The 23,443-nt window shown below is 61.4% G+C and carries 20 protein-coding genes; 5 read left to right on the top strand and 15 right to left on the bottom strand.

The genetic code is table 11. The features are described 5' to 3' along the window. Positions 1-97: 97 nt before the first annotated feature. From rpoD to rpsU, 3 genes are all read right to left on the bottom strand, one after another. Entirely contained in the window at positions 98-1,942 is a 1,845-nt protein-coding gene (gene rpoD / locus J4P02_RS05530; protein WP_426188558.1) for an RNA polymerase sigma factor RpoD, read from the bottom strand. A gap of 67 nt (positions 1,943-2,009) precedes the next feature. Beyond that, positions 2,010-3,980 carry a DNA primase gene (dnaG, locus tag J4P02_RS05535; protein WP_426188560.1) on the bottom strand — a complete coding sequence of 657 codons (1,971 nt, stop codon included), beginning with the start codon at positions 3,978-3,980 and terminating at the stop codon, positions 2,010-2,012. A gap of 474 nt (positions 3,981-4,454) precedes the next feature. Beyond that, the gene (rpsU, locus tag J4P02_RS05540) at positions 4,455-4,670 is read right to left on the bottom strand and encodes a 30S ribosomal protein S21 (protein ID WP_002551877.1); all 216 of its coding nucleotides are present in this window, start codon (positions 4,668-4,670) and stop codon (positions 4,455-4,457) included. Positions 4,671-4,871: 201 nt separating this feature from the next. Between rpsU and tsaD the strand changes: the two genes are divergently transcribed. Further along, on the top strand, positions 4,872-5,897 hold the full coding sequence (tsaD, locus tag J4P02_RS05545) for a tRNA (adenosine(37)-N6)-threonylcarbamoyltransferase complex transferase subunit TsaD (RefSeq protein ID WP_426188561.1): 1,026 nt from the start codon (positions 4,872-4,874) through the stop codon (positions 5,895-5,897). A gap of 47 nt (positions 5,898-5,944) precedes the next feature. Here tsaD and plsY read toward each other — a convergent pair whose 3' ends face one another. Continuing rightward, positions 5,945-6,514 (bottom strand): glycerol-3-phosphate 1-O-acyltransferase PlsY, encoded by a 570-nt coding sequence (gene plsY, locus J4P02_RS05550; protein WP_426188563.1) that lies wholly within the window; start codon positions 6,512-6,514, stop codon positions 5,945-5,947. 74 nt (positions 6,515-6,588) lie between these two features. Between plsY and folB the strand changes: the two genes are divergently transcribed. Next, positions 6,589-6,945, top strand: coding sequence for a dihydroneopterin aldolase (gene folB, locus J4P02_RS05555; RefSeq protein ID WP_426188565.1), 357 nt, complete (start codon positions 6,589-6,591; stop codon positions 6,943-6,945). Then, complete coding sequence (gene folK / locus J4P02_RS05560) at positions 6,936-7,451, top strand: 2-amino-4-hydroxy-6-hydroxymethyldihydropteridine diphosphokinase (protein WP_426188567.1); 516 nt, start codon at positions 6,936-6,938, stop codon at positions 7,449-7,451. The genes folB and folK overlap by 10 nt, the downstream gene beginning before the upstream one ends. A gap of 52 nt (positions 7,452-7,503) precedes the next feature. Here the strand turns inward: folK and J4P02_RS05565 are convergent, their stop codons facing one another. From J4P02_RS05565 to J4P02_RS05615, 11 genes are all read right to left on the bottom strand, one after another. Further along, complete coding sequence (locus J4P02_RS05565) at positions 7,504-8,733, bottom strand: multifunctional CCA addition/repair protein (RefSeq protein ID WP_426188569.1); 1,230 nt, start codon at positions 8,731-8,733, stop codon at positions 7,504-7,506. Positions 8,734-8,798: 65 nt separating this feature from the next. After that, positions 8,799-10,361, bottom strand: a complete 1,563-nt coding sequence (locus J4P02_RS05570) for a SpoVR family protein (RefSeq protein WP_426188571.1) — start codon at positions 10,359-10,361, stop codon at positions 8,799-8,801. Then, positions 10,358-11,632, bottom strand: coding sequence for a YeaH/YhbH family protein (locus tag J4P02_RS05575; RefSeq protein ID WP_426188573.1), 1,275 nt, complete (start codon positions 11,630-11,632; stop codon positions 10,358-10,360). The genes J4P02_RS05570 and J4P02_RS05575 overlap by 4 nt, the downstream gene beginning before the upstream one ends. 121 nt (positions 11,633-11,753) lie before the next feature. After that, entirely contained in the window at positions 11,754-13,676 is a 1,923-nt protein-coding gene (locus tag J4P02_RS05580; RefSeq protein ID WP_426188575.1) for a PrkA family serine protein kinase, read from the bottom strand. 300 nt (positions 13,677-13,976) lie between these two features. Further along, positions 13,977-14,306, bottom strand: a complete 330-nt coding sequence (gene glpE, locus J4P02_RS05585; protein ID WP_426188576.1) for a thiosulfate sulfurtransferase GlpE — start codon at positions 14,304-14,306, stop codon at positions 13,977-13,979. Between the two features lie 23 nt (positions 14,307-14,329). Beyond that, positions 14,330-15,196 carry a symmetrical bis(5'-nucleosyl)-tetraphosphatase gene (locus J4P02_RS05590; RefSeq protein WP_426188577.1) on the bottom strand — a complete coding sequence of 289 codons (867 nt, stop codon included), beginning with the start codon at positions 15,194-15,196 and terminating at the stop codon, positions 14,330-14,332. Next, on the bottom strand, positions 15,196-15,576 hold the full coding sequence (gene apaG / locus J4P02_RS05595; protein WP_426188578.1) for a Co2+/Mg2+ efflux protein ApaG: 381 nt from the start codon (positions 15,574-15,576) through the stop codon (positions 15,196-15,198). Before apaG ends, J4P02_RS05590 begins: the two co-directional genes overlap by 1 nt. A 123-nt stretch (positions 15,577-15,699) precedes the next feature. Next, entirely contained in the window at positions 15,700-16,512 is an 813-nt protein-coding gene (gene rsmA, locus J4P02_RS05600; protein WP_426188579.1) for a 16S rRNA (adenine(1518)-N(6)/adenine(1519)-N(6))-dimethyltransferase RsmA, read from the bottom strand. Beyond that, entirely contained in the window at positions 16,509-17,498 is a 990-nt protein-coding gene (gene pdxA / locus J4P02_RS05605) for a 4-hydroxythreonine-4-phosphate dehydrogenase PdxA (RefSeq protein WP_426188581.1), read from the bottom strand. The genes rsmA and pdxA overlap by 4 nt, the downstream gene beginning before the upstream one ends. Then, complete coding sequence (gene surA, locus J4P02_RS05610; RefSeq protein ID WP_426188583.1) at positions 17,495-18,811, bottom strand: peptidylprolyl isomerase SurA; 1,317 nt, start codon at positions 18,809-18,811, stop codon at positions 17,495-17,497. Before surA ends, pdxA begins: the two co-directional genes overlap by 4 nt. Then, complete coding sequence (locus J4P02_RS05615; protein ID WP_426188584.1) at positions 18,792-21,614, bottom strand: LPS-assembly protein LptD; 2,823 nt, start codon at positions 21,612-21,614, stop codon at positions 18,792-18,794. Before J4P02_RS05615 ends, surA begins: the two co-directional genes overlap by 20 nt. Before the next feature lie 131 nt (positions 21,615-21,745). Here J4P02_RS05615 and J4P02_RS05620 point away from each other — a divergent pair, with 131 nt between their 5' ends. Next, positions 21,746-22,771, top strand: a complete 1,026-nt coding sequence (locus J4P02_RS05620; RefSeq protein ID WP_426188585.1) for an aminoglycoside phosphotransferase family protein — start codon at positions 21,746-21,748, stop codon at positions 22,769-22,771. Further along, positions 22,768-23,442, top strand: a complete 675-nt coding sequence (gene murU, locus J4P02_RS05625) for an N-acetylmuramate alpha-1-phosphate uridylyltransferase MurU (RefSeq protein WP_426188586.1) — start codon at positions 22,768-22,770, stop codon at positions 23,440-23,442. The genes J4P02_RS05620 and murU overlap by 4 nt, the downstream gene beginning before the upstream one ends. Position 23,443 lies beyond the last annotated feature (1 nt).

Below are 23,443 nucleotides of genomic sequence, written 5' to 3' on the forward strand. Positions count from 1 at the left end.
GGCACAGGAGAATGCTTCGAGTGTAGACGGGCTGCGCGGCGGGGGTGTGTGGGAGCGGTAAAAAGCAAAACCCCCAGCAGGGCTGGGGGTCTTGGGCTTACTCGTCGAGGAAGGAGCGCAGATGCTCGCTTCGCGTCGGGTGGCGCAGCTTGCGCAGCGCCTTGGCTTCGATCTGGCGAATCCGCTCACGGGTCACATCGAACTGCTTACCTACCTCCTCAAGGGTGTGGTCGGTATTCATGTCGATGCCGAAGCGCATGCGCAGGACCTTGGCTTCACGAGCGGTGAGGCCGGAGAGTACTTCGCGGGTCGCTTCCTTCAGGCTCTCAACGGTGGCTACATCGATTGGCGACTGCATGGTCGAGTCTTCGATGAAGTCGCCCAGATGGGAGTCTTCGTCATCACCGATCGGGGTTTCCATGGAGATCGGCTCTTTAGCGATCTTCAATACCTTACGGATCTTGTCTTCAGGCATTTCCATGCGTTCGCCCAGCTCTTCCGGGGTCGGTTCGCGACCCATTTCCTGCAGCATCTGCCGGGAAATGCGGTTGAGCTTGTTGATCGTCTCGATCATGTGCACCGGAATACGGATGGTGCGGGCCTGGTCGGCGATCGAGCGAGTGATCGCCTGACGGATCCACCAGGTGGCATAGGTCGAGAACTTGTAGCCGCGACGGTATTCGAACTTGTCCACCGCTTTCATCAAGCCGATGTTGCCTTCCTGGATCAGGTCGAGGAACTGCAGGCCACGGTTGGTGTACTTCTTGGCGATGGAGATCACCAGACGCAAGTTGGCTTCAACCATCTCTTTTTTCGCGCGGCGGGCCTTGGCCTCACCGATCGACATGCGACGGTTGATGTCCTTGATCTCGGCGATGTTCAGGCCGGTCTCGGCTTCAAGTGCGCTGAGCTTCTGCTGGCAACGGATGATGTCCGGCTGCAGGCGGGCGATGGCCTCGGCGTACTTGCTCTTGCCCTTGCCCAGGGCCTCGGTCCAGCTTTCATCCACTTCGTTGCCCGGGAACTGGCGCAGGAAGTCGGCACGCGGCATGCGTGCATCACGGACGCAGAGCTGCATGATCGCGCGCTCTTGCTGACGCAGGCGGTCCAGGGCGCTACGGACGCGCTCGACCAGGCCTTCGAATTGCTTGGGCACCAGCTTGATCGGCATGAACAGCTCGGCCAGGGCGAGCATTTCGGCGATTGCCGTCTTGTTATCGCGACCGTGCTTCTTCAGCGCCTTGCGGGTGATTTCCATCTGCTCGGCAACGGCGCCGAAGCGCTGGGCCGCGATGACCGGATCAGGACCGCTTTCGGCTTCTTCTTCGTCGTCGGAAGATTCGGCTTCCTCGTCGTCGCTGTCGTCTTCTTCCTTGGCTGTCTTGTCGACAGGCGGCGGAACTTCGGCAGCAGGCGGCGTGATGCCGTCATCCGGATCGATGTAGCCGCTGAGGACGTCGGACAGGCGGCCACCTTCGCTGGTGACGCGATCGTACTCGGAGAGGATGTGATCCACGGTGCCAGGGAAGTGCGCGATTGCGCCCATCACTTCGCGGATGCCCTCTTCGATACGCTTGGCGATTTCGATTTCGCCTTCACGTGTGAGCAGCTCTACCGTGCCCATTTCACGCATATACATGCGCACTGGGTCGGTAGTGCGACCAATGTCGGTTTCCACAGCCGCCAACGCTGCAGCGGCTTCTTCAGCTGCTGCTTCGTCGGTATCGGCTTCGGCCAACAAAAGGGCATCCGCATCCGGAGCACTCTCGAATACGTTGATCCCCATGTCGTTGATCATGCGGATGATGTCTTCCACCTGTTCCGGATCTGAAATATCCTCCGGCAGGTGGTCGTTGACCTCCGCGTAAGTCAGGTAACCCTGCTCACGTCCACGGCTGATCAACTCTTTGAGGCGAGACTGCTGTTGCGCTTTTCCGGACATAACACCCTATCCACTGAAGGTCTTGGCGGGCAAAAAACAAGCCGAGGATTATACCCGAGCTATGACCTCACGCGCCAGTTGAGGTCGGGTTTGATGCGGGAACATTGCGTTTTAGCAACTCAACCAGCTGTTTTTTCTCATCGCTGTTGAGCTCGCTTTGACGCGATTTCCTGAGAAGTTGTTCTAAAACACGCTCGCGTTGGCGGGCGGATAAGCTATTAATGGTGTCGAAAAACTGTTGTTCAAGGTTATCTCCGTCGATCAGCCACTCTTTTTCTGCCAAGGCGGTGAGCAGGTTCCCTTGCTGAGTGCCGTGCCAGCGCGCCATCAGCTGATGAATAGAGCGTAGCTTAGGATTTTTCTGTACGGCTTCGATCAAGGCCACCAGCAACTGAGTGTTGGTGTTGTCGTCATCGGCAAAATGTCCGGCATCTTCAACTTTTTCTGCCAGCTGCGGGTGATGCAGCAAGGTCCGCAGGGCGGCCAGCGTGGGCGGCTCTACCGCCGCCGGGATGCGCGGGCCGCGAGGCTGGTCGCGATCGCCGCGCTTGCCCTTGCCGTTCTTGTCCCAGGGCTTGTTGTCCCACTTCTTGCCGCCGCCATTCTTCTTCGGCGTCCACTCCTGTTGCGGGGCATAGGCTTCCTGCTGCGGCTCGTGGTAGTCGGCGTAGTCCGGGATGCCGTCGTAGTCGATGTTGGCGTCATAGATAGGCGGCGCTTCTGCGGGCGCGTTGTGGGCCAGCTGATTGACCGTTTCATGGGTCAGGCCGGTGATTTCCTGGAGGCGCTGGCGCATCAGGATGCGCAGGTTGGCGCCCGGGATCTTTTCGATCAGCGGTGCGGCCAGGGTCGCCAAGTGGGCCTTGCCTTCCAGAGAGCGGGGGTCGGCCTCGTCGATCAGTTGCTGGAAGAAGTAGTCGGCCAGCGGTTGCGCGTGCTGGTTGATGCGGGCGCGGAAGGCATCGGTGCCTTCGGCACGTACCAGGCTGTCCGGGTCTTCGCCCTCCGGCAGAAACAGGAAGCGCGCCCGGCGGCCGTCCTGTAGGCAGCTCAGGGTTGCCTCCAGGGCGCGCCAGGCGGCTTTGCGTCCGGCCTGGTCGCCGTCGAAGCAGAACAACACGTTGGGCACTATGCGGAACAGGCGCTTGAGGTGTTCCTCGCTGGTGGCGGTGCCCAGGGTCGCGACGGCATTGCGCAGGCCCTGCTGGGCCAGGGCGATGACGTCCATATAGCCCTCAACGACGATGATTTCGTCGAGGTTGCGATTGTTCTTGCGGGCCTCGAACAGGCCGTAGAGCTCCTGCCCCTTGTGGAATACCGGGGTTTCCGGGGAGTTCAGGTACTTGGGCTTGTCGTCGCCCAGCACTCGGCCACCGAAGGCGATGATTCGGCCGCGGCTGTCGCGGATCGGGAACATCACTCGGTCGCGGAAGCGGTCATAGCGCTTGCCGGTCTCGGCGTTCTCGATCAGCAGGCCGGCATCGATCATGGCTTTCTGCTGCAGGGTGTCGCTGCTCAGGTGCTTGAACAGGTTGTCCCAGCCGGGCGGGGCGAACCCCAGGCCGAAGTCGCGAGCGATTTCACCGGTAAGGCCGCGACCCTTGAGGTAGTCCACCGCAGCCTTGCGGGCCGGATGGCCTTTCAGGGCCTGGCGATAGTAGTCGGCGGCGGCCGTGAGCAGCGGGTACAGCGGTGAGTCCGTGGGCTGCCGGGGCTTGCGTTGGCCGCGAGAGTTTTCTTCGCGGGGGATCTCCATGCCTGCGGCTTTGGCCAGTTCCTCGACGGCCTGGGGGAAGTCCAGGTTGTCGTGGTCCATGATGAAGCCGAGGGCGTTACCGCCCGCGCCACAGCCGAAACAATAGTAGAACTGCTTGTCCGGACTGACGCTGAAGGAAGGGGTCTTTTCCTTGTGGAAGGGGCAGCAGGCGGTGTAGTTCTTGCCGGCTTTCTTGATTTGCAGGCGCGAGCTGACGACATCGACGATGTCGGTGCGGTTCAGAAGGTCGTCAATAAAGCTCTGGGGAATGAGCCCGGCCATGGCGTTCTCGTCATCACTGCGGGAAAAAAAGCCCTGGCGACGCTGTCGAAAGACCGGGTGCGGCCAAGGGTGGCTCGACTGTGTCTTTCGGCGTGATCGCAATCGGGAAGTGTATCTGCCGAACGTCAACTGACGTTAGTTGCAATCAGTATTCGACTATTTGAAGAAGGTGTTGCGCTGAGCCCGGCAGTGGCCGTTGGAGGTCGCGAGACAGCTCATTCAAGCGAGCGCGAGAGAGTTGCGCCTTGGGCTGATCGTCTGCGGGATCAGTAGGGGTGTGCTCGTCGGCAGCCTTGGAAGGCTCGTCAGGAGAGACGTGCACTGCTGGCAGGAAGCCAGGTCTGACGTGGTGAAGCAGATTCGTCTCGGTCGCGTGTGCGGCGTCGACGGTAAAGCATCAAGCGTTGTCCGCAAATGCCATTAGCCCGGCTTGAAGGCCGGGCTGGGCAGAAGCTTGCAGCGAACGTCTGTGTATTAGTACAGACGTACGGCGCGGCGCTGTTCGCGCTGAACTTTCTTGGCGTGACGCTTAACAGCAGCAGCTGCTTTGCGCTTACGCTCGGAAGTCGGCTTCTCGTAAAATTCGCGGCTACGAACTTCAGCCAGAACACCGGCTTTTTCGCAGGAGCGCTTGAAACGACGCAGAGCTACGTCGAAGGGTTCGTTCTCTTTAACTTTGACGGCTGGCATCCAGAGCTACCTTCATTCATTACCGGGGTCAACGTTCTCGTCGCAAAAAATCGCGGCTGAGATCGTCGGTTTTTAAGGGTTGCGGATGTTAACCCCTCGACGCTCGGAATGCAAAGCCTCTGATCGAAAACCGCTGGTCGGGCGTCGGAGTGGCGACTATTATGCGCGCCTTCGAATTCAGCCTCTACAAGGCGCAAACCCATGCTAGTACTGGGATTAGAAACTTCCTGCGACGAAACCGGCGTCGCTCTTTACGACAGCGAGCGCGGCCTGCTGGCCGATGCCCTGTTCAGCCAGATCGACCTGCATCGCGCCTACGGCGGCGTGGTGCCGGAGCTGGCTTCCCGTGATCACGTCAAGCGCATGCTGCCGCTGATTCGCCAGGTGCTGGCTGAGGCCGACTGTGTGCCTACCGAGATCGACGCGATTGCCTACACCGCGGGCCCCGGATTGGTCGGCGCCTTGCTGGTGGGGGCTTCCTGCGCCCAGGCGCTGGCTTTCGCCTGGGGCATTCCGGCCCTGGGTGTGCACCATATGGAAGGCCATCTGTTGGCGCCGATGCTGGAAGAGCAACCGCCGGAATTTCCGTTCGTCGCCTTGTTGGTGTCCGGTGGCCATACCCAGCTGGTTCGGGTCGATGGCATTGGTCAATACCAACTGTTGGGCGAGTCCCTGGACGACGCTGCGGGCGAGGCCTTCGACAAGACTGCGAAGCTGATGGGCCTGAATTATCCGGGCGGCCCCGAAATTGCCCGCCTGGCGACCCAGGGTGTGCCGGGACGTTTTGTTTTTCCGCGGCCTATGACCGATCGCCCGGGGTTGGAATTCAGCTTCAGTGGCCTGAAAACCTTCGCCTTGAACACCTGGCAGCAGTGCGTCAGCGCTGGAGACGACGGCGAGCAAACCCGCTGCGACATCTCTCTCGCGTTCCAGCAAGCGGTGGTGGACACTTTGACCATCAAATGCAAGCGCGCCCTCAAGCAGACCGGCCTCAAGCGCCTGGTGATCGCCGGAGGGGTGAGCGCCAACAAGGCCTTGCGTGCCTCCCTGGAGAGCATGCTGGACCAGATGAACGGCAATGTGTTTTATGCCCGTCCCGAGTTCTGCACCGACAACGGCGCCATGATCGCCTATGCCGGTTGCCAGCGTTTGCGGGCCGGCCAGCAGGAAAGCCTGGCGATCAGCGTACAGGCGCGCTGGCCGATGGAGCAGTTGTCGGCGATTTGATGGGTGAGCCGTCGCGGCTCAAGCTGAATGCTGCTCACGGGCAGCATCTAAAAATGCCGTTCGCGCCCGGCGAACAGGTCGCGTAAATTGCCGCGATGGCGCCAGACGATCAGCAGCGTGAGCACGCTCATCGGCAGTAGCGCCTCGGGTTCCTGCCAGGCCAGCAGTGGCAGGGTCAGGGGCGTGGCGATCAACGCGGCCAGGGAGCTGGTGCGAGTGAGATAGAAGGTCAGCGCCCAGGCGGCGATGGCCAGCAGGGCGGCTGGCGGATAGAGCCCCAGCAGCATGCCGGCGGCGGTGGCGACACCCTTGCCACCGCGGAAACGGAAGTACAACGGGAACAGGTGGCCGAGGACGGCGTAGAGCCCAACCCAGGCCTGCTGTTGCAGTGAAAGCCCGGCCAGGCTCGCGATAAGTACTGGCACCAGGCCTTTGCACAGGTCGCCCAGCAGGGTCAGGACAGCGAGTTTCTTGCCGGCCAGGCGCAGCATATTGGTGGCGCCGGCATTGCCCGAGCCGCTCATTCGTGGGTCGGGATTACCGCTAAGACGGCTGAGCAAGATGGCAAAGGACAGAGAGCCGAGCAGGTAGGCGAGAGTCGCCAGTAACCAAAACATGCTAACTATTCCGGGCGAGGATGCCCTGATTCTAACGGCGCATTGCGCCCTTGTCGTGCTGCGGAGAAGAGTGCTTGGACAGAGTGTTTATCGAAGGACTGGAAGTGGACACCGTGATTGGCGCCTACGACTGGGAGCGAGGCATCCGACAGTGCCTGCGTCTAGATCTGAGCTTCGCCTGGGACAACCGCCCAGCCGCTGCAGGTGACGATCTGACGCTGGCATTGGATTACGCCAGCGTTTCGGCGCGCATCCAGGCGTTCGCCGAGCAGTCCCAGTTCCAGCTGGTGGAAACCTTTGCCGAGCGCCTTGCCGAGGTGCTGATGAGTGAGTTCCACATCCCGTGGTTGCGCTTGAAGCTGACCAAGCCTGGTGCCGTTCCTGCCGCGAAGGGCGGCGTGGGTGTGGAGATTGAGCGCGGATGTCGCTGACTCAGGTGTTTCTGGGGCTCGGTAGCAATATCGAGCGTGAAGTTCATCTGCTGGCCGGGCTCGATGCCCTGGCCGGTTTCCTGGTGGACATGCGCTGCTCGGCGGTGTTCGAAAGCCAGCCGGTGGGTATCAAGAGCGGCCCGTTCTTCAATCTGGTAGTGGCGGCCTTTACCGATCTGCCGCTGACCGAACTGGACCGGCGCTTGAAGTTTATCGAGGCGGACAACGGCCGTTACGCTCCAGAGCGCAAAGGCCTGCCGCTGGATATCGACGTGCTGCTCTACGGTGACCTGACCGGCAATTTCGACGGCCTGATCTTGCCCCGTGCCGAAATCCTGAAGAATGCCTTCGTGCTCTGGCCGCTATCGCTGATGGCTCCGGAACGGCTGCACCCGCTGGCGGGCAAAAGCTACGCCGAGCTCTGGGAGGAGGCGCAGATCGAGCAGGTGCTGGCACCCGTGGCGTTCGAATGGCGCGGCAGGCAACTGACCCCGCCCGGCTTGTAGGCTTGAGCTTGCAGCCATCGCGGACAAGGCTTGGGCCTTGGCCGCGATGTGTTCAAGCGGCGTGCTGTTCCTTGTAGGCCTTGAGCGCCTTGAGTCGTTCCAGTCTCAGGGCCTCGCCCAGTTGCGGTCCTTTGAAACCCTGCTCCAGCAAGGGTTGAACCGCCACCGCCCGCGTCGCACTGGCCGCGCCGCGCAGATAGTTGGCCTGTGGATAGGGCCGCGCCTCCAGTCCCAGGCGTCCGCGGGCATCCATTTCACAGGCGGCAATAAACTCCTCGAAACGCTGCGGACGGCGGAATACATCGAAGCTTTGCAGCAACTCCAGCAGGGTCGAGGCTTTCAATTCCAGGGCCTTGTGCCCATGGGTGTGATACTGGCCCACCAGCAGCGCCAGCTCCTGGCACTCCCGCGGTACCTTGAAGCGCTCGCCGACCGCCTTGATCAGTTCCAGGCCCGCGCATTCGTGGCCGATATGCCGTGGCCATTCTTCTTCGGGGGTCAGGCCCTTGCCCAGGTCGTGCAACAGGCAGGCCCAGCGCACCGTGAGTGGCTGCTGGTGCAGCGCCGTTTGTTGCAACACGCTCAGGGTGTGCAGGCCGGTATCGATTTCCGGATGATGGGCCGCAGGCTGCGGTACACCGAACAGCGCGTCGAGCTCGGGCATCAGCACGGCCAGGGCAGCGCAGTCGCGCAGGACCTGAATAAAGACCTGGGGCTGATCTTCCATCAGGGCCCGGGAAATCTCCTTCCAGCTGCGTTCGGCGGTCAGGGCCTGGAGTTCGCCTGATGCGCTCAGTTGACGCATCAGTTCCAGGGTTTCCGGTGCCACATGAAAGCCCAGTCCGGCGTAACGCGCGGCGAAGCGCGCCACTCTTAGTACGCGTAGGGGATCTTCGGCGAACGCCGGGGAAACATGGCGCAACAGGCGCTCTTCAAGATCCTTTCGACCGTGATAGGGATCAGTGATCAGCCCCTGATCGTCCTCGGCCATGGCATTGATTGTCAGGTCGCGGCGGATCAGGTCTTCTTCCAGGGTGACTTCCGGGCTGGCGTGAAAGGTGAAGCCGCCATAACCCCGCCCGCTCTTGCGCTCGGTCCGGGCCAGGGCATATTCCTCGCCGCTCTTGGGATGCAGGAACACCGGGAAGTCGGCGCCCACAGGTCGAAACCCCTTGGCGATCATCTCGTCCGCGGTGGCGCCCACCACCACCCAATCGATATCGGTGACTGGCTGGCCCAGCAGGCGATCGCGTACTGCGCCGCCGACTTTGTAAATCTGCATAGAAAACCTCCGTTAGCGCGACAGGATAACCCTTGTGTCGCGCCAACGGAGGCTTGTCGTGGGCTTTAGAGGTGGATAACCGCCAGGTCCAGTCGGCCGTAGTCGTTGTCGTTGTGATCGCTTCTGGGGGGCACGTGATGGGTCTTCATCACCTGATCGCCCTGCAGGGTTTCCAGGTGAATATCGAAGCCCCAGAGACGGTGCAGGTGCTTGAGCACCTCGTCGGTGGATTCTCCCAGGGGTTTGCGATCATGTTGCTGGTGGCGCAGGGTCAGCGAGCGGTCGCCACGACGGTCGATGCTCCAGATCTGCACGTTGGGTTCGCGGTTGCCCAGGTTGTACTGCGCGGCCAGGGTTTCGCGAATGATCCGGTAGCCGCTTTCATCGTGGATTGCCGGTACCAGCAGGTCGTCCTTCTGATCGTCATCCATGATGCTGAACAGCTTGAGGTCGCGGATCACCTTGGGTGACAGGTACTGCAGGATGAAGCTCTCGTCCTTGAAGCTGCTCATGGCGAACTTGATGCTCGACAGCCAGTCGGTGCCGGCCAGTTCCGGAAACCAGCGGCGGTCCTCCTCGGTGGGTTCCTCGCACATGCGGCGGATGTCGCGATACATGGCGAAACCCAGGGCGTAGGGGTTGATGCCGTTGTAGTAGGGGCTGTCGAAGCCCGGCTGGAACACCACGCTGGTATGGGAGGCGAGAAACTCCATCATGAAGCCGTCGGTGACCAGGCCCTCGTCGTACAGGTCGTTCATCAGGGTGTAGTGCCAGAAAGTCGCCCAGCCTTCGTTCATCACCTGGGTCTGGCGCTGCGGGTAGAAGTACTGAGCGATCTTGCGCACGATGCGCACGATTTCCCGCTGCCAGGGTTCGAGCAGCGGCGCGTGTTTTTCAATGAAGTACAGGATGTTTTCCTGCGGCTCGGCGGGGAACCGTGCGTTGTCCTTGTCGCTGTACTTGTCGGCGCCCTTGGGAATGGTGCGCCACAGGTCGTTGATCTGCTTCTGCAGGTGCTCCTCCCGGTCCTTCTGCCGCCGCCGCTCTTCTTCCGCGGAGATCGGATAGGGCCGTTTGTAACGATCGACACCGTAGTTCATCAGGGCGTGGCAGGAGTCCAGCAGGTCTTCCACCGCATCGATGCCGTGGCGCTCTTCGCATTGCATGATGTACTGCTTGGCGAAGACCAGGTAGTCGATGATCGAACTGGCGTCGGTCCAGGTGCGGAACAGGTAATTGCCCTTGAAGAAACTGTTGTGGCCGTAGCAGGCGTGGGCCACCACCAGCGCCTGCATGCAGATGGTGTTTTCCTCCATCAGGTAGGCGATGCAAGGATCGGAGTTGATCACGATCTCGTAGGCCAGCCCCATTTGGCCGCGGCTGTAGGACTTTTCGGTGCTGAGGAAGTGCTTGCCGTAGGACCAATGGTGATAGCCCAGGGGCATTCCCACCGAGGCGTAGGCGTCCATCATTTGCTCGGCGGTGATCACCTCGATCTGGTTGGGATAGGTGTCCAGGGCATAGCGAGCCGCTATACGGCTGATCTCGCGGTCGTAGGCCTGGATCAGCTCGAAGGTCCATTCCGAGCCGGTGGAGATGGGTTGGCGCTTCTGCTCTCTGGCGGTCATGTCACTAACCTGCGCTGGAAGAGTTCACGGAAGACCGGATAGATGTCTCCGGCCGAAACCAGCTGTTGCTGGGCAAAGGTGTCGGAAAAGGCTTCGGCGATACGTTCGTATTCGAACCACAGGGCCTGATGCTCTCGTGGCGTGATTTCCACATAGGTGTAGTACTGCACGAAGGGCATGATCTGGTTGATCAGGATATCGCGGCAGATGGGCGAGTCGTCATTCCAGTTGTCGCCGTCCGAGGCTTGTGCGGCATAGATGTTCCACTCATTGCTCGGGTAGCGTTCGGCCATGATTTCCTGCATCAGCTTCAGGGCGCTGGACACAATGGTTCCGCCGGTTTCCCGGGAGTAGAAGAATTCTTCCTCGTCCACTTCCCTGGCGCTGGTGTGGTGGCGGATGAACACCACCTCGATCTTGTCGTAGTTCCGCTTGAGGAACAGGTACAGCAGAATGAAGAAGCGCTTGGCGATGTCCTTGGTGGCCTGGGTCATGGAGCCGGAAACGTCCATCAGGCAGAACATCACCGCCTTGGAACTGGGGTTGGGCTGCTTGATCAGCAGGTTGTACTTGAGGTCGAAGGTGTCGAGGAAGGGCACGCGGTGGATGCGCGCGCTCAGGCGTTCGATCTCTGTTTCAAGTTCCTGAATATCACCGAAGTTGTCCGGTTCTTCTCGTTTCAGCCGCTCCAGTTCTTCCTTGGCCTCGCGCAGCTTGGCCCGGCTGCTGCCAGACAGGGCAATGCGCCGGGCATGGGCCGAGCGCAGGGTGCGGATGATGTTGATCCGCGACGGGTTGCCTTCGTTGCTGATGCCGGCGCGCACGGTCTTGAAGGTGTCGGTGCCGGTCAGGTTGCGCTTGACCAGGTTGGGCAGTTCCAGGTCCTCGAACATGAACTCGAGGAATTCTTCCTGGGTGATCTGGAACACGAACTCGTCCATGCCCTCGCCGGAGTTGCCGGCCTTGCCGCGGCCACTGCCGCCGCCGCCACCGCCCTGTGGCCTGGCGATATGCTCGCCGGCGGTGAATTCCTTGTTGCCGGGGTGGACCACGGTCTGCTTGCCGCCGCGGCCATGGTGAAGCACCGGCTCGTCGATATCGCGACCGGGAATGCTGATTTGCTCGCCGTGCTCCATATCGGTGATGGAGCGTCGGCTGACGGCCTCTTCGACGGCCTTCTTGATGTGATCACGGTAGCGCCGCAGAAAGCGCTGGCGGTTCACCGTGCTCTTGTTCTTGCCGTTGAGACGTCGGTCGATCACATAGCTCATAGGCCCCTCCGGGGAGCTTCAAGTCGTAAGCTGCAAGCTGCAAGGGAAGGCGCCGTCAGTTCCCTGAGCCAGGGTTCAGCGACTTTCTCTTGCAACTTGTAGCTAGAAGCTTGCAGCTGCTTTACTGCGACTTTCTGACCCGCAGATACCATTCGGACAGCAGCCGTACCTGTTTGTCGGTGTAGCCTCGCTCGACCATGCGTGTGACGAAATCGTTGTGCTTCTGCTGATCCTCCTTGCTGGCCTTGGCATTGAAGCTGATGACCGGCAACAGGTCCTCGGTGTTGGAGAACATTTTCTTCTCGATGACCACCCGCAGCTTCTCGTAGCTGAGCCAGGTGGGGTTCTTGCCATTGTTGTTGGCCCGCGCGCGCAGGACGAAGTTGACGATCTCGTTGCGGAAATCTTTCGGGTTGCTGATGCCCGCCGGCTTTTCGATCTTCTCCAGTTCCTCGTTGAGCGCCACGCGGTTGAGGATTTCGCCGGTTTCCGGGTCGCGGTATTCCTGATCCTGGATCCAGAAGTCGGCGTAGAGCACGTAGCGATCGAAGATGTTCTGGCCGTACTCGCTGTAGGATTCCAGGTAAGCGGTCTGGATTTCCTTGCCGATGAACTCGATGTAGCGCGGTGCCAGGTACTCCTTGAGGAAGCGCAGGTAGCGCTCGCGGGTTTCTGCCTGGAACTGTTCCTGCTCGATCTGCTGTTCCAGCACATACAGCAGGTGCACGGGGTTGGCCGCCACTTCATGGGGATCGAAGTTGAACACCTTGGACAGGATCTTGAAGGCGAAGCGGGTCGACAGGCCGTTCATGCCCTCATCGACGCCGGCGCTGTCGCGGTATTCCTGGATCGACTTGGCCTTGGGGTCGGTGTCCTTGAGGTTCTCGCCGTCATAGACCCGCATCTTCGAGTAGATGTTGGAGTTTTCCGGCTCCTTGAGGCGCGAGAGCACGGTGAACTGGGCCAGCATCTTCAGGGTGTCGGGGGCGCAATGGGCCTTGGCCAGGGAGCTGTTGAACAGCAGCTTGTCGTAGATCTTCACCTCGTCGGTAACCCGCAGGCAGTACGGCACCTTGACGATATAGATACGGTCGATGAAGGCTTCGTTGTTCTTGTTGTTGCGGAAGGTGTGCCACTCCGATTCGTTGGAGTGAGCCAGCAGGATGCCGGTGAACGGGATGGCTCCCAGGCCCTCGGTGCTGTTGTAGTTGCCTTCCTGGGTCGCGGTCAGCAATGGGTGCAGCACCTTGATCGGTGCCTTGAACATCTCGACGAATTCCATCAGGCCCTGGTTGGCCCGGCACAGCGCCCCGGAGTAGCTGTAGGCGTCGGCGTCGTTCTGCGGGAATTCTTCCAGCTTGCGGATATCCACCTTGCCCACCAGGGCCGAGATGTCCTGGTTGTTCTCGTCCCCGGGCTCGGTCTTGGCCACGGCGATCTGGTTGAGGATCGAGGGGTAGAGTTTCACCACCCGGAACTGGCTGATATCACCGCCGAACTCCGCCAGGCGCTTGGTGGCCCAGGGCGACATGATGGTGTTGAGGTAGCGCCGCGGGATGCCGAAGTCCTCTTCGAGGATCGCGCCATCTTCGGTGGCGTTGAACAGGCCCAGTGGCGACTCGAAGACCGGGGAACCCTTGATGGCGTAGAAGGGCACCTTCTCGATCAGTTGCTTGAGCTTTTCGGCCAGGGACGATTTGCCGCCGCCTACCGGGCCCAGCAGATAGAGGATCTGTTTCTTCTCTTCCAGGCCCTGAGCGGCATGGCGGAAATAGGAGACGATCTGGTCGATGCATTCTTCCATTCCGTGGAAGTCTTCAAAGGCCGGATAGCGGCGGATCACCTTGTTGGAAAAGATGCGCGACAGCCTCGAGTTGGTCGAGGTGTCCAGCAGCTCGGGTTCGCCGATGGCCAGTAGCAGGCGCTCGGCGGACGAGGCATAGGCACTGCGGTCCTTCTTGCACAGCTCCAGGTATTCCTGCAGCGAAAACTCTTCCTGACGCGTGGATTCGAAACGCTGTTGGAAGTGGCTAAAAATACTCATGACGTCACCTCGCTCGATACGTGGAGCCGGCGGCGGATCAGTCAGTCAAGTGCTGGCATGCAACTGAAAACTCCAGCTGCTGTTTACCCCCCAGAACACTTTCAAAGCTATCGACCTTGAAAGCTAGTACCGATGACCCGCTCGCCGGTGTACCGGCTCTCCCCTGATTTGGATGGCCTGTGGCTAAGGATAGTTGGTAATCGGAGAGGTCAAGGCGAGATGCGGAAGAAGTTGCACCTGACCGTTCGTCAGGCGCCATGTCAGCCCGCGTAACTCGCGGGCTAGAGCTTTAGAAAAAAATTATTCGGCGTTGCCCTGGGCTGTTTCGCCAGGGTAGGTGGCACGCCACAGTTCGAAGCCGCCGTCGAGGCTGTAGACGTCGGAGAAACCCTGGCTCACCAGGTAGGCCGCCGCGCTCTGGCTGGAGTTGCCGTGGTAGCAGACCACCACCAGCGGTGCGTCGAGATCGGCAGCGCGAATGAAGTCGGAAATCGAGTGGTTATCCAGATGCTGCGAGCCGCTGATATGGCTCAGCGCATAGGTTTGCGGGTCACGGATATCCACCACCACGGCGCCTTGCTCGCGCAGTGCCTGGGCCTGTTCTGGGGGGATGCGTTTGAATTCGCTCATGGCGGGCTCCTGGAGCTTGAGGGTCAGCGCCGACTGTCGGGCACGGGGTTGTGAGTAGGGTGTGTGCTGTGACCCTGGGCGTCGCAGTCACAGGTCAGGCGCACACTGCTGTCGATGTTCAGCAGGGTCATGGCCCCGCCCCAGACGCAACCGCTGTCCAGGGCAAAGATGCCGGGTTCGTTGCACTGGCCTTCCAGGGCCGCCCAGTGGCCGAAGATGATCTTCAGGTCCCGGGTCTTGCGCTCCTTGTGAGTGAACCAGGGCGCGTAGCCGGGTGGTGCGGTTTCCAGGCCTTCCTTGCTCTTGAGGTCGAGCTTGCCCTCGCTGGTGCAGAACCGCATGCGGGTGAAGTAGTTGGTGATGACCCGCAGCCGGGTCACGCCCTTGAGCTCGCTGTCCCATTTCGCCGGGTCGTTGCCGTACATGCCGTCGAGGAAGGGCTCGAAGCGATTGTCATCGCGCAATGCGTCCTCGACTTCTGCCGCACACTTCAAGGCCTTCTTCAGCGACCACTGCGGGGCGATGCCTGCGTGCACCATGGCGATATTGCGGGCTTCGTCGTAGTGCATGAGCTTCTGCTGGCGCAGCCATTGCAGCAGTTCCTCGCAATCCGGCGCAGCGAGAATCTCGCGCAGGGTGTCGGACTTCTTCAGGCGCTCGATATTGCGCCAGGCCGCCAGCAGGTGCAGGTCGTGATTGCCCAGCACGCACACCAGCGAGTCGCGGATCGAATAGAGGTAGCGCAGGGTTTCCAGCGACTGCGGGCCACGGTTGACCAGGTCGCCCACCAGCCACAGGCGGTCCCGGGCAGGGTCGAAGGCCACTCGTTCGAGTAGGCACTGCAGGGGTTCCAGGCAGCCTTGCAGGTCGCCAACGGCATAGGTTGCCATCAGTGCAGGGCTCCGGGGACCGCCAGGCGGAAGGGCGCGATGATGGCGTCGAACTCTTTGCCGTCCTCGGCCTGCATCCGGTAGCTGCCCTGCATATTGCCGACCTGGGTGGTCATCACCGTGCCGCTGCTGTAGGTGTGGCTCTTGCCGGCGGCGATCAGCGGCTGCTGGCCGACCACGCCGGCACCGCGCACTTCTTCTACATGACCGTCGCCATCGGTGATCACCCAGTGCCGGGACAGCAGCTTGGCCGGCAGCGAACCGTTGTTCTGCACCGTGATGGTGTAGGCAAAAGCGAAGCGGTTGTGTTCGGGTTGCGATTGGTCTGCCAGAAAGCGGGTAACGACGCTGACGTCGACCTGATAACGAGGATCGGACATGCAAGGGGGCCTTTAAAGCGAAGCGGAGCGCGGGACTTAAGTTGACGCAGGTCAGTCTAGGTCAAGTACCGGGTAGTAAACCAGACATCCGTTCTGGCGTCCTACCCGGCAATCGCTCGAGGCTCAGTCGGCGGCGGGCGCGGGCTGGTCGGCCAGCTGGTCGGCCAGGCGCACGAAGGCGGCCAGGTCGAGCTGTTCGGGTCGCAGGCTGCCGTCGACGCCGGCAGCTTCGATCTCGGCGCTGCTGAGGAGCGCCTTGAGGGTGTTGCGCAGGGTCTTGCGGCGCTGGTTGAAGGCTTCGCGGACGATGCGTTCCAGCAACCGGTGATCCTTGGCCGGGTGCGGCAGTACCGCATGAGGCACCAGGCGGACGATGGCCGAGTCGACTTTCGGCGGCGGGTTGAAGGCGCCGGGGCCGACGTTGAACAGATGTTCCACGCGGCAGTGGTACTGGACCATGATCGACAGGCGCCCCCAGTCACCACCGCCCGGGCCGGCGGCCAGGCGCTCGACCACTTCCTTCTGCAGCATGAAGTGCATGTCGCGGATCAACGCGGCGTTGTGCAGCAGGTGGAAGATCAGCGGGGTGGAGATGTTGTAGGGCAGGTTGCCGACCACCCGCAGGCTGCTTGGCGCAGCGCCCAGGGTAGTGAAGTCGAACTTCAGGGCGTCGCCCTGGTGCAGGCTGAAGTTGCTCCTGTCGGCGAATTGCCGGTTGAGGATTGGCACCAGGTCCTTGTCCAGTTCCACCACGTCCAGTTGCGCACCACTGCCCAGCAGGCCTTCGGTGAGGGCGCCCTGGCCCGGGCCGATTTCCAGCATGCGGTCTTCGGGCTTGGCGTTGATGGAGCGCAGGATACGGTCGATAACCCCGGCATCGTGGAGGAAGTTCTGGCCGAAACGCTTGCGCGCCCGGTGTTGGTATTGCTCGGTCATATACGGTTCTCGGCCATCTGGTAGGCGGTTTCCAGGGCGACCTGCAGGCTGCCGGTGTCGATCCTGCCGCTGCCGGCCAGGTCCAGGGCGGTGCCGTGGTCGACCGAGGTGCGGATGATCGGCAGGCCCAGCGTCACGTTGACGGCCGCGCCGAAGCCTTTGTACTTCAGCACAGGCAGGCCCTGGTCGTGGTACATCGCCAGCACTGCGTCGCAGTGCTCCAGATATTTGGGGGTAAACAGAGTGTCGGCCGGCAGCGGACCGCGCAGGTCCATGCCTTCGTGGCGCAGACGCTCCAGGGTGGGTTCGATGATGTCGATTTCCTCGCGGCCCAGATGCCCACCTTCACCGGCATGGGGGTTGAGCCCGCAGACCAGGATGCGTGGCCGGGCAATGCCGAACTTGTGTTGCAGGTCGGCATGCAGGATTCGCGTGACCCGTTCCAGGCGCTCGACGGTAATGGCGTCGGCGATCTCCCGCAGTGGCAGGTGCGTGGTCACCAGCGCCACGCGCAGGCCGCGGGTGGCCAGCATCATGACCACCTGCTGGGTATGGGTCAGGTCGGCGAGGAATTCGGTATGCCCGGAAAAGGCGATCCCCGAGTCGTTGATCACACCCTTGTGCACCGGGGCGGTGATCATGCCGGCGAAGTGTCCGTCCAGGCAGCCCTGGCCGGCACGGGTCAGGGTCTCCAGGACGAATGCGGCATTGGCCTGGTCCAGTTGGCCGGCGACCACCGGCTGGCCCAGGGGCGTATCCCAGACATACAGGCTATTGGCCGGGGCCGGAGCGTCCGGCAATTGCGCGAGGGTCACCGGCAGCAGATTGACCGCCACACCCAGCTGCGCGGCCCGCTCGAGGAGCAGGTCGCGGCTGGTGATGGCAATCAGGGGGTGAGGCTGGGGTTGCGAAGCGAGCAGCAGGCACAGGTCTGGACCTATACCCGCCGGCTCGCCGGGTGTCAGAGCGAAACGTCTGGGTTTCACTGCGCGGCCTGTTCAGCGCCAGGCAGCTTGATTTCGACGTAGGCCTCGTCGCGGATCTGCCGCAACCAGGTTTGCAGCTCTTCGTCGTACTTGCGGTTACGCAGTACAGTCATGGCTTGCTGCTCGCGGGCCTGGCTGGTGCTGTCGGTGGCGCGACGGCCAAGGACTTCCAGGACATGCCAGCCATAAGGGCTCTTGAACGGCTTGGACAGCTGGCCTTGTGGGGTCTTGGCCATCACTTCACGGAATTCCGGCACCAGGGCGTTCGGGTCGATCCAGTTGAGGTCGCCGCCGTTGAGCGCCGAACCTGGGTCTTCCGAGTAGCTTTTCGCCAGTTCGGCAAAGTCTTCGCCAGACTCGATGCGCTCGTAGAGTTTCTGCGCCAGGCGCTTGGTCTCTTCTTCGCTGCGAATCTCGCTTGGCTTGATCAGGATATGGCGAACATGCACTTCGTCACGCACCTGATTGCCGCCGCCGCGCTTGTCCAGCAACTTGAGGATGATGAAACCACCCGGGGTACGAGCCGGCTGGGTGACGTCGCCCACGGCCATCGCACTCAGCTCGCGATCGAACGGAGGCGGCAGTTGCGCGGCTTTACGCCAGCCCATGTCGCCGCCTTCCAGGGCGTTGTCGCTGCCGGAGCGAGCAATTGCCAGCTGGGCGAAGTCGGCGCCCTGCTTGAGCTGCTGATACACCTCCATGGCCTGGCGCGCAGCGCTCTGGATGGCTTCGGAGTTGGCGCTTTCCGGGGTCGGGATGAGGATATTGGCCAGGTGCAGTTCTTCGGAGAGCTGCATCTTGCCCAGGTCCGAGGCGAGGAAGTTCTTCACTTCCTGCTCCGACACCTGGATGCGTTCGGCCACGCGGCGCTGGCGCACACGGCTGATGATCATCTCGCGGCGTACCTGGTCGCGGGCGTCGTCATAAGACAGACCGTCGTGGGCCAGGGCGGCGCGGAACTGCTCGATGCTCATGCTGTTGCGCTGGGCGATGGTGCCGATGGCCTGGTTCAGTTCCTCATCGGTGATGCGGATACCGGAGCGCTCGCCGATCTGCAGTTGCAGGTTCTCGACGATCAGGCGTTCCAGCACCTGCTGTTCCAGGACGCTGGTAGGCGGCACGCCGCCACCACGCTTGGCGATGGTTTGCTGGACTTCGTGAACCCGCTGGTCCAACTGGCTCTGCATGACCACGTCGTTGTCGACGATGGCCACTACCTTGTCGATGGACTGCACCGCGGCGCTGGCCGCAGTGCTCAGGAACAGCGCGCCCAGCATCAGCGGGCGCAGACAATCAGAAAGCTTGGTCTTCACGTTCACGATAACCTTGGATGCCTTTGTCGAGGAAGCTCTCTACTTTGGTGCCCATGACGCCACCGAGACCCTTCAGAACAATTTGGAGGAAGATGCCGCGGTCGCCTTTCTCGTTCTCCGGAGCGTTCTGACTGAACTCGTCATACTTGACCCAGTAACGGTTGATCAGGCGCAGTTTCCAGCAGCAGTTGTCGTATTCGAAACCTGCGAAGGCATCGAGCGTGCGGTTACGGTTGTAGTCGTACTGCCAACGGCTGATGGCGTTCCACTGCGGCACGATCGGCCAGATCACCGAGAAGTCATGCTGCTGGATCTTGTAGTAGTCCTTCACGTAGCCAGGCTGGCCCGGAGTGCCGTAGTCGCCGCCCATTTTCCAGGTACCGCTGTTCTGGTCGTAGCGAACTTGGTCGTTGCGATAGCGATAGCCGGCGTTGAACACCTTGTTCGGGTTGTCTTCAGGCTGGTAGTGGAACATCGCACTGCCCGAGCGCGGGCTGTGGCTGTCCGGGTCCCAGTTGTAGTCGGCACTGGCGCGCCAGTCGCGATTGAAACGGTATTCGTATTCAAGTGCGTAGGGCGAGACGTTGGAGGTGGCGTCATCGCGGGTGCGGTAGTCGATACCCGGCAACTGGACGGTACGATCCTTGAAGTACAGGGCTTGGCCGACGCTGATGCGCTGGCGCTGGAAGCCACTGTCTTCGATCCAGCGGCTGGTCACGCCCAGGGACAGCTTGTTTTCGTCGCCAACGCGGTCCGAACCGGAGAAACGGTTGTCGCGGAACAGCGAGGCATAGTTGAAGGTCGGTTCACCCGTGTCGAAAACCGGGATGTCCTTCTGGTCTTCCTTGGGTACGTAGAGGTAGAAGGCTCGCGGTTCCAGGGTCTGGCGGTAGTTCTTGCCGAACCATTGGGTATTGCGGTCGAAGTACAAGCCGCCGTCGACACTGGCGATTGGAACGCCGCGGTTCTGCGAACTCTTGAACGACTCGCCCAAGGTCGAAGCATTATTTCTGTTGTACAGCAGGTCCTGCTTGCCTTGGCCGTCAAGATCCAAATTGTACTGGGTGTACATGTATTTGAGAGACGGGGTGAGATAACCATAGCTCCAATTGAGCGGCAGGCTGACTCCAGGCTTGAGGTTCAGACGATCGCCGTTGGAGCGGGCCAAACCAGCAACGTTTTGATCCAGGCGAGGATTGCCGATCGGAACACCATTGCTGTCGAATGGACCACCGTCCTTGTCAAAGTAGCTGCCTTTCAACAGGTCCCGCTCAAACCGCACCAGTTCTGTTTCGTAGGTGAAGTCCAAACCTTGCGGATGGTACGGCAACGAACCATTGAAGGTGATCTGCGGCAGCTTGTCGTACGGTGTGATGTTGGACACGCTGGCCAGCTCGTACGCCTGGACATTCAGGCGTGCGGTGTAGTTGTCGCCACGGTAGGTCACGGCGCCTTGCTGGTTGACGTAGTCATTGGACTTCACACCAATCTGATCGGTTTCCAGGTCCTGGAAGTAGTACGGATCACTGATCTTGGTGTAGTCGACCTCGGTCATCAGCCGCTCATCAAGCCCGCCCTTGTGCTGCCAGTTGAGCATGTAGCGGGTCTTTTCGTAGTCGGTCTGCTTGCTGCGATCGGTGTCGTCGTCGTTCAGGTAAGCGGCGCCGAACTGACCTTCGCTGCTCTTGGTCAGGTAGCGGAACTCGCCTTCCATCAACAGGCCGCGCTTGGCCATGTAGCGTGGGTACAAGGTGGCATCGTAGTTCGGTGCCAGGTTGAAGTAGTACGGTGTGACCAGCATGAAGCCGGTGTCGCTGCCGGTGCTGATGCTCGGCGGCAGGAAGCCGGACTGGCGACGGTCATCGATCGGGAAGTAGATATACGGGGTGTAGAGCACCGGAATATCTTTGACCCGCAGGGTGACGTTGGTCGCGGTACCGAAACCGGTGGCCGGGTTCAGGGTGATGTTGTTGCCCTTGAGCTGCCAGGCGTTGCTGTTCGGCTCACAGGTGGTGTAGGTACCGTCCTTGAGGCGGATGATGGCGTTTTCCGCACGCTTGGCGTACAGCGCGCTGCCACGTACTCGCGACTTGTGCATCACGTATTCGGCGTTGTCGACCTTGGCTTCGCCCGTGTCGAGCTGGACATCGGCGTGGTCGCCGACCATCAGCGTGCCGTTGTCGCGAATGCGCACGTTGCCGCTCAGTTCACCGCGGTTCTCGGCCTGGTACAGGTTGGCCTCGTCGGCCTCCACCTGCATGCTGCCCTGGCGCATGACCACGTCACCGGCCAGGGTTGCCACCTGTTCTTCCTGCTGATAACGCGAGGCCTTGGCGCCGATAAAGGTCGGGGCGTCACTTTTCTTCGTCGTGTCATTCATGCCAGGACGAATCGGTTCGATATAGGAACCAGAGCAGTAAGGACCGGTCTCGGCCAATTGAGCGGCGGTAAGCTTCTCGCGCGGCACCCAGTCGAGGTGGCTGTAGTCCTCACTGCGGGACTTCAGGCCGCGGCCTTTGGCTTCGGTGACCAGCACAGGCTTGTCGCCGCTGGCCTGGTCGGCCCCGCTGTCGCCGGCGGTGGCAGCATTGGAGCTGACCGAGCTGGCGTCGTGAACCGGCCGTGGCGGCAGTTGGGCTGCGTTGGCTTTTGGCGCACAGGCCCAGCCGCCAGCAGCGGAAACCGAACAGTCATACTGTTCTGCGGCGACCGCTAAGGAAGTGGCTAGAGGTTGCAGGGCCAGCAAACCGCCGGTAACCAGCAACGGGAATTTTCTACGAAACGCGGGGGATTTCAATGCCATCTTATTAGTCCGGGCTTCCTGCGTGCCATCTGCCCGCGGTGTTGGGCCGCACGCCTCTCGATGGTCTGAAAAAGATGCTGGATAATAAAGCATGACCCGCTTGACGGCTAGCGCCGTCGGAGACCCTTGTAATGCCTGACCAAGATGTACGCTTGCAACACCTGAAAGTTTGGCTCGATGAGCAGTTGGCGCTTCTTTATGCAGCACAAGGCTGGGGTCAGGTGCCCCCGGCAACACTGACGGCGGCCAGCAGCGACGCGAGTTTCCGCCGTTATTTCCGTTGGCAGGGAGCAGGCCGCAGTTTTGTGGTGATGGATGCGCCGCCGCCCCAGGAAAACTGCAAGCCCTTTGTGGATATCGCCCATTTGCTGGCCAGTTCCGGCATCAATGTGCCGAAAATTTATGCACAAGACCTGGATCGCGGGTTCCTGTTGCTCAATGACCTGGGCAACCAGACCTACCTCGATGTGATCGACGAGCACAACGCCGACGCCTTGTTCGCCGATGCCATGCAGGCCTTGCTGGCGTTTCAGCAGCTGCCGATGGACGCACCGCTGCCCAGCTACGACGTTGCGTTGCTGCGCCGTGAGCTGGAGCTGTTTCCCGAGTGGTACGTCGGGCGCGAACTGGGCGTCAGCTTCAATGCTGAGCAGCAGCAGCAGTGGCAGCGGGCCAGCGCGTTGCTGATCGACAGCGCCTTGGCGCAGCCCAAGGTGCTGGTGCACCGCGACTATATGCCACGCAACCTGATGCGCAGCGAGCCCAACCCGGGCGTGCTGGACTTCCAGGACGCGGTCTATGGCCCGGTGACCTACGACATCACCTGCCTGTTCAAGGATGCTTTCCTCAGCTGGCCGGAGCCACGGGTGCGCAGCTGGCTGGATGACTATTGGAATCAGGCCCGGGCCCGAGGCATTCCGGTGCAGCCGGACTTCGAGGAGTTCCTGCGGGCCAGCGACCTGATGGGCGTCCAGCGCCATCTCAAGGTGATCGGCATCTTCGCGCGGATCTGCCATCGTGACGGCAAGCCGCGCTACCTGGCTGACGTGCCGCGTTTCCTTGCCTATATAGAAGCCGTGCTGGCCCGACGTCCTGAACTGGCCGAGCTGTCGCAGCTGCTGCTCAGCCTGCCTGGGCCTGCTGGAGACGCCGCATGAAGGCGATGATTCTCGCGGCGGGCAAGGGCGAACGCATGCGCCCCTTGACCCTGACCACGCCCAAGCCCCTGTTGCCCGTGGCCGGTGTGCCCCTGATCGAGTACCACCTGCGAGCCCTGGCCAAGGCCGGTTTTACCGAGATCGTGATCAACCACGCCTGGCTCGGCCAGCAAATCGAGGACGCCCTGGGCGATGGCCAGCGCTGGGGGCTGAACATCCGCTACTCGGCCGAAAGCCAGCCTCTGGAAACCGGCGGCGGCATTTTCCAGGCCTTGCCCCTGCTTGGTGACCAGCCGTTCCTGCTGGTCAATGGCGATATCTGGACCGACTACGACTTCGCTTCCCTGCGCCGGCCCCTGGCTGGGCTGGCACACCTGGTGATGGTGGATAACCCGGCGCATCACCCCAGCGGTGGCGACTTCTGCCTGGAGAACGGCCTGCTGCACGATGCCCGACCCGGAGCCGCGGCCCTGACCTTCAGTGGCATTTCACTGCTGCATCCACGCTTGTTCCAGCACTGCGAGGCCGGTGCTTTCAAGCTGGCGCCGTTGCTGCGCGAAGCCATGGCCCTGGATCAGGTCAGCGGCGAGCATATGCAGGGGCAGTGGATCGACGTGGGTACGGTCGAACGCCTGGCGCAGGTTGAACACCTGCTGCAAGCGAGTCGCTGAT

This window comes from Pseudomonas sp. NFXW11 (assembly GCF_049887815.1).
Taxonomy (GTDB): Bacteria; Pseudomonadota; Gammaproteobacteria; order Pseudomonadales; family Pseudomonadaceae; genus Aquipseudomonas.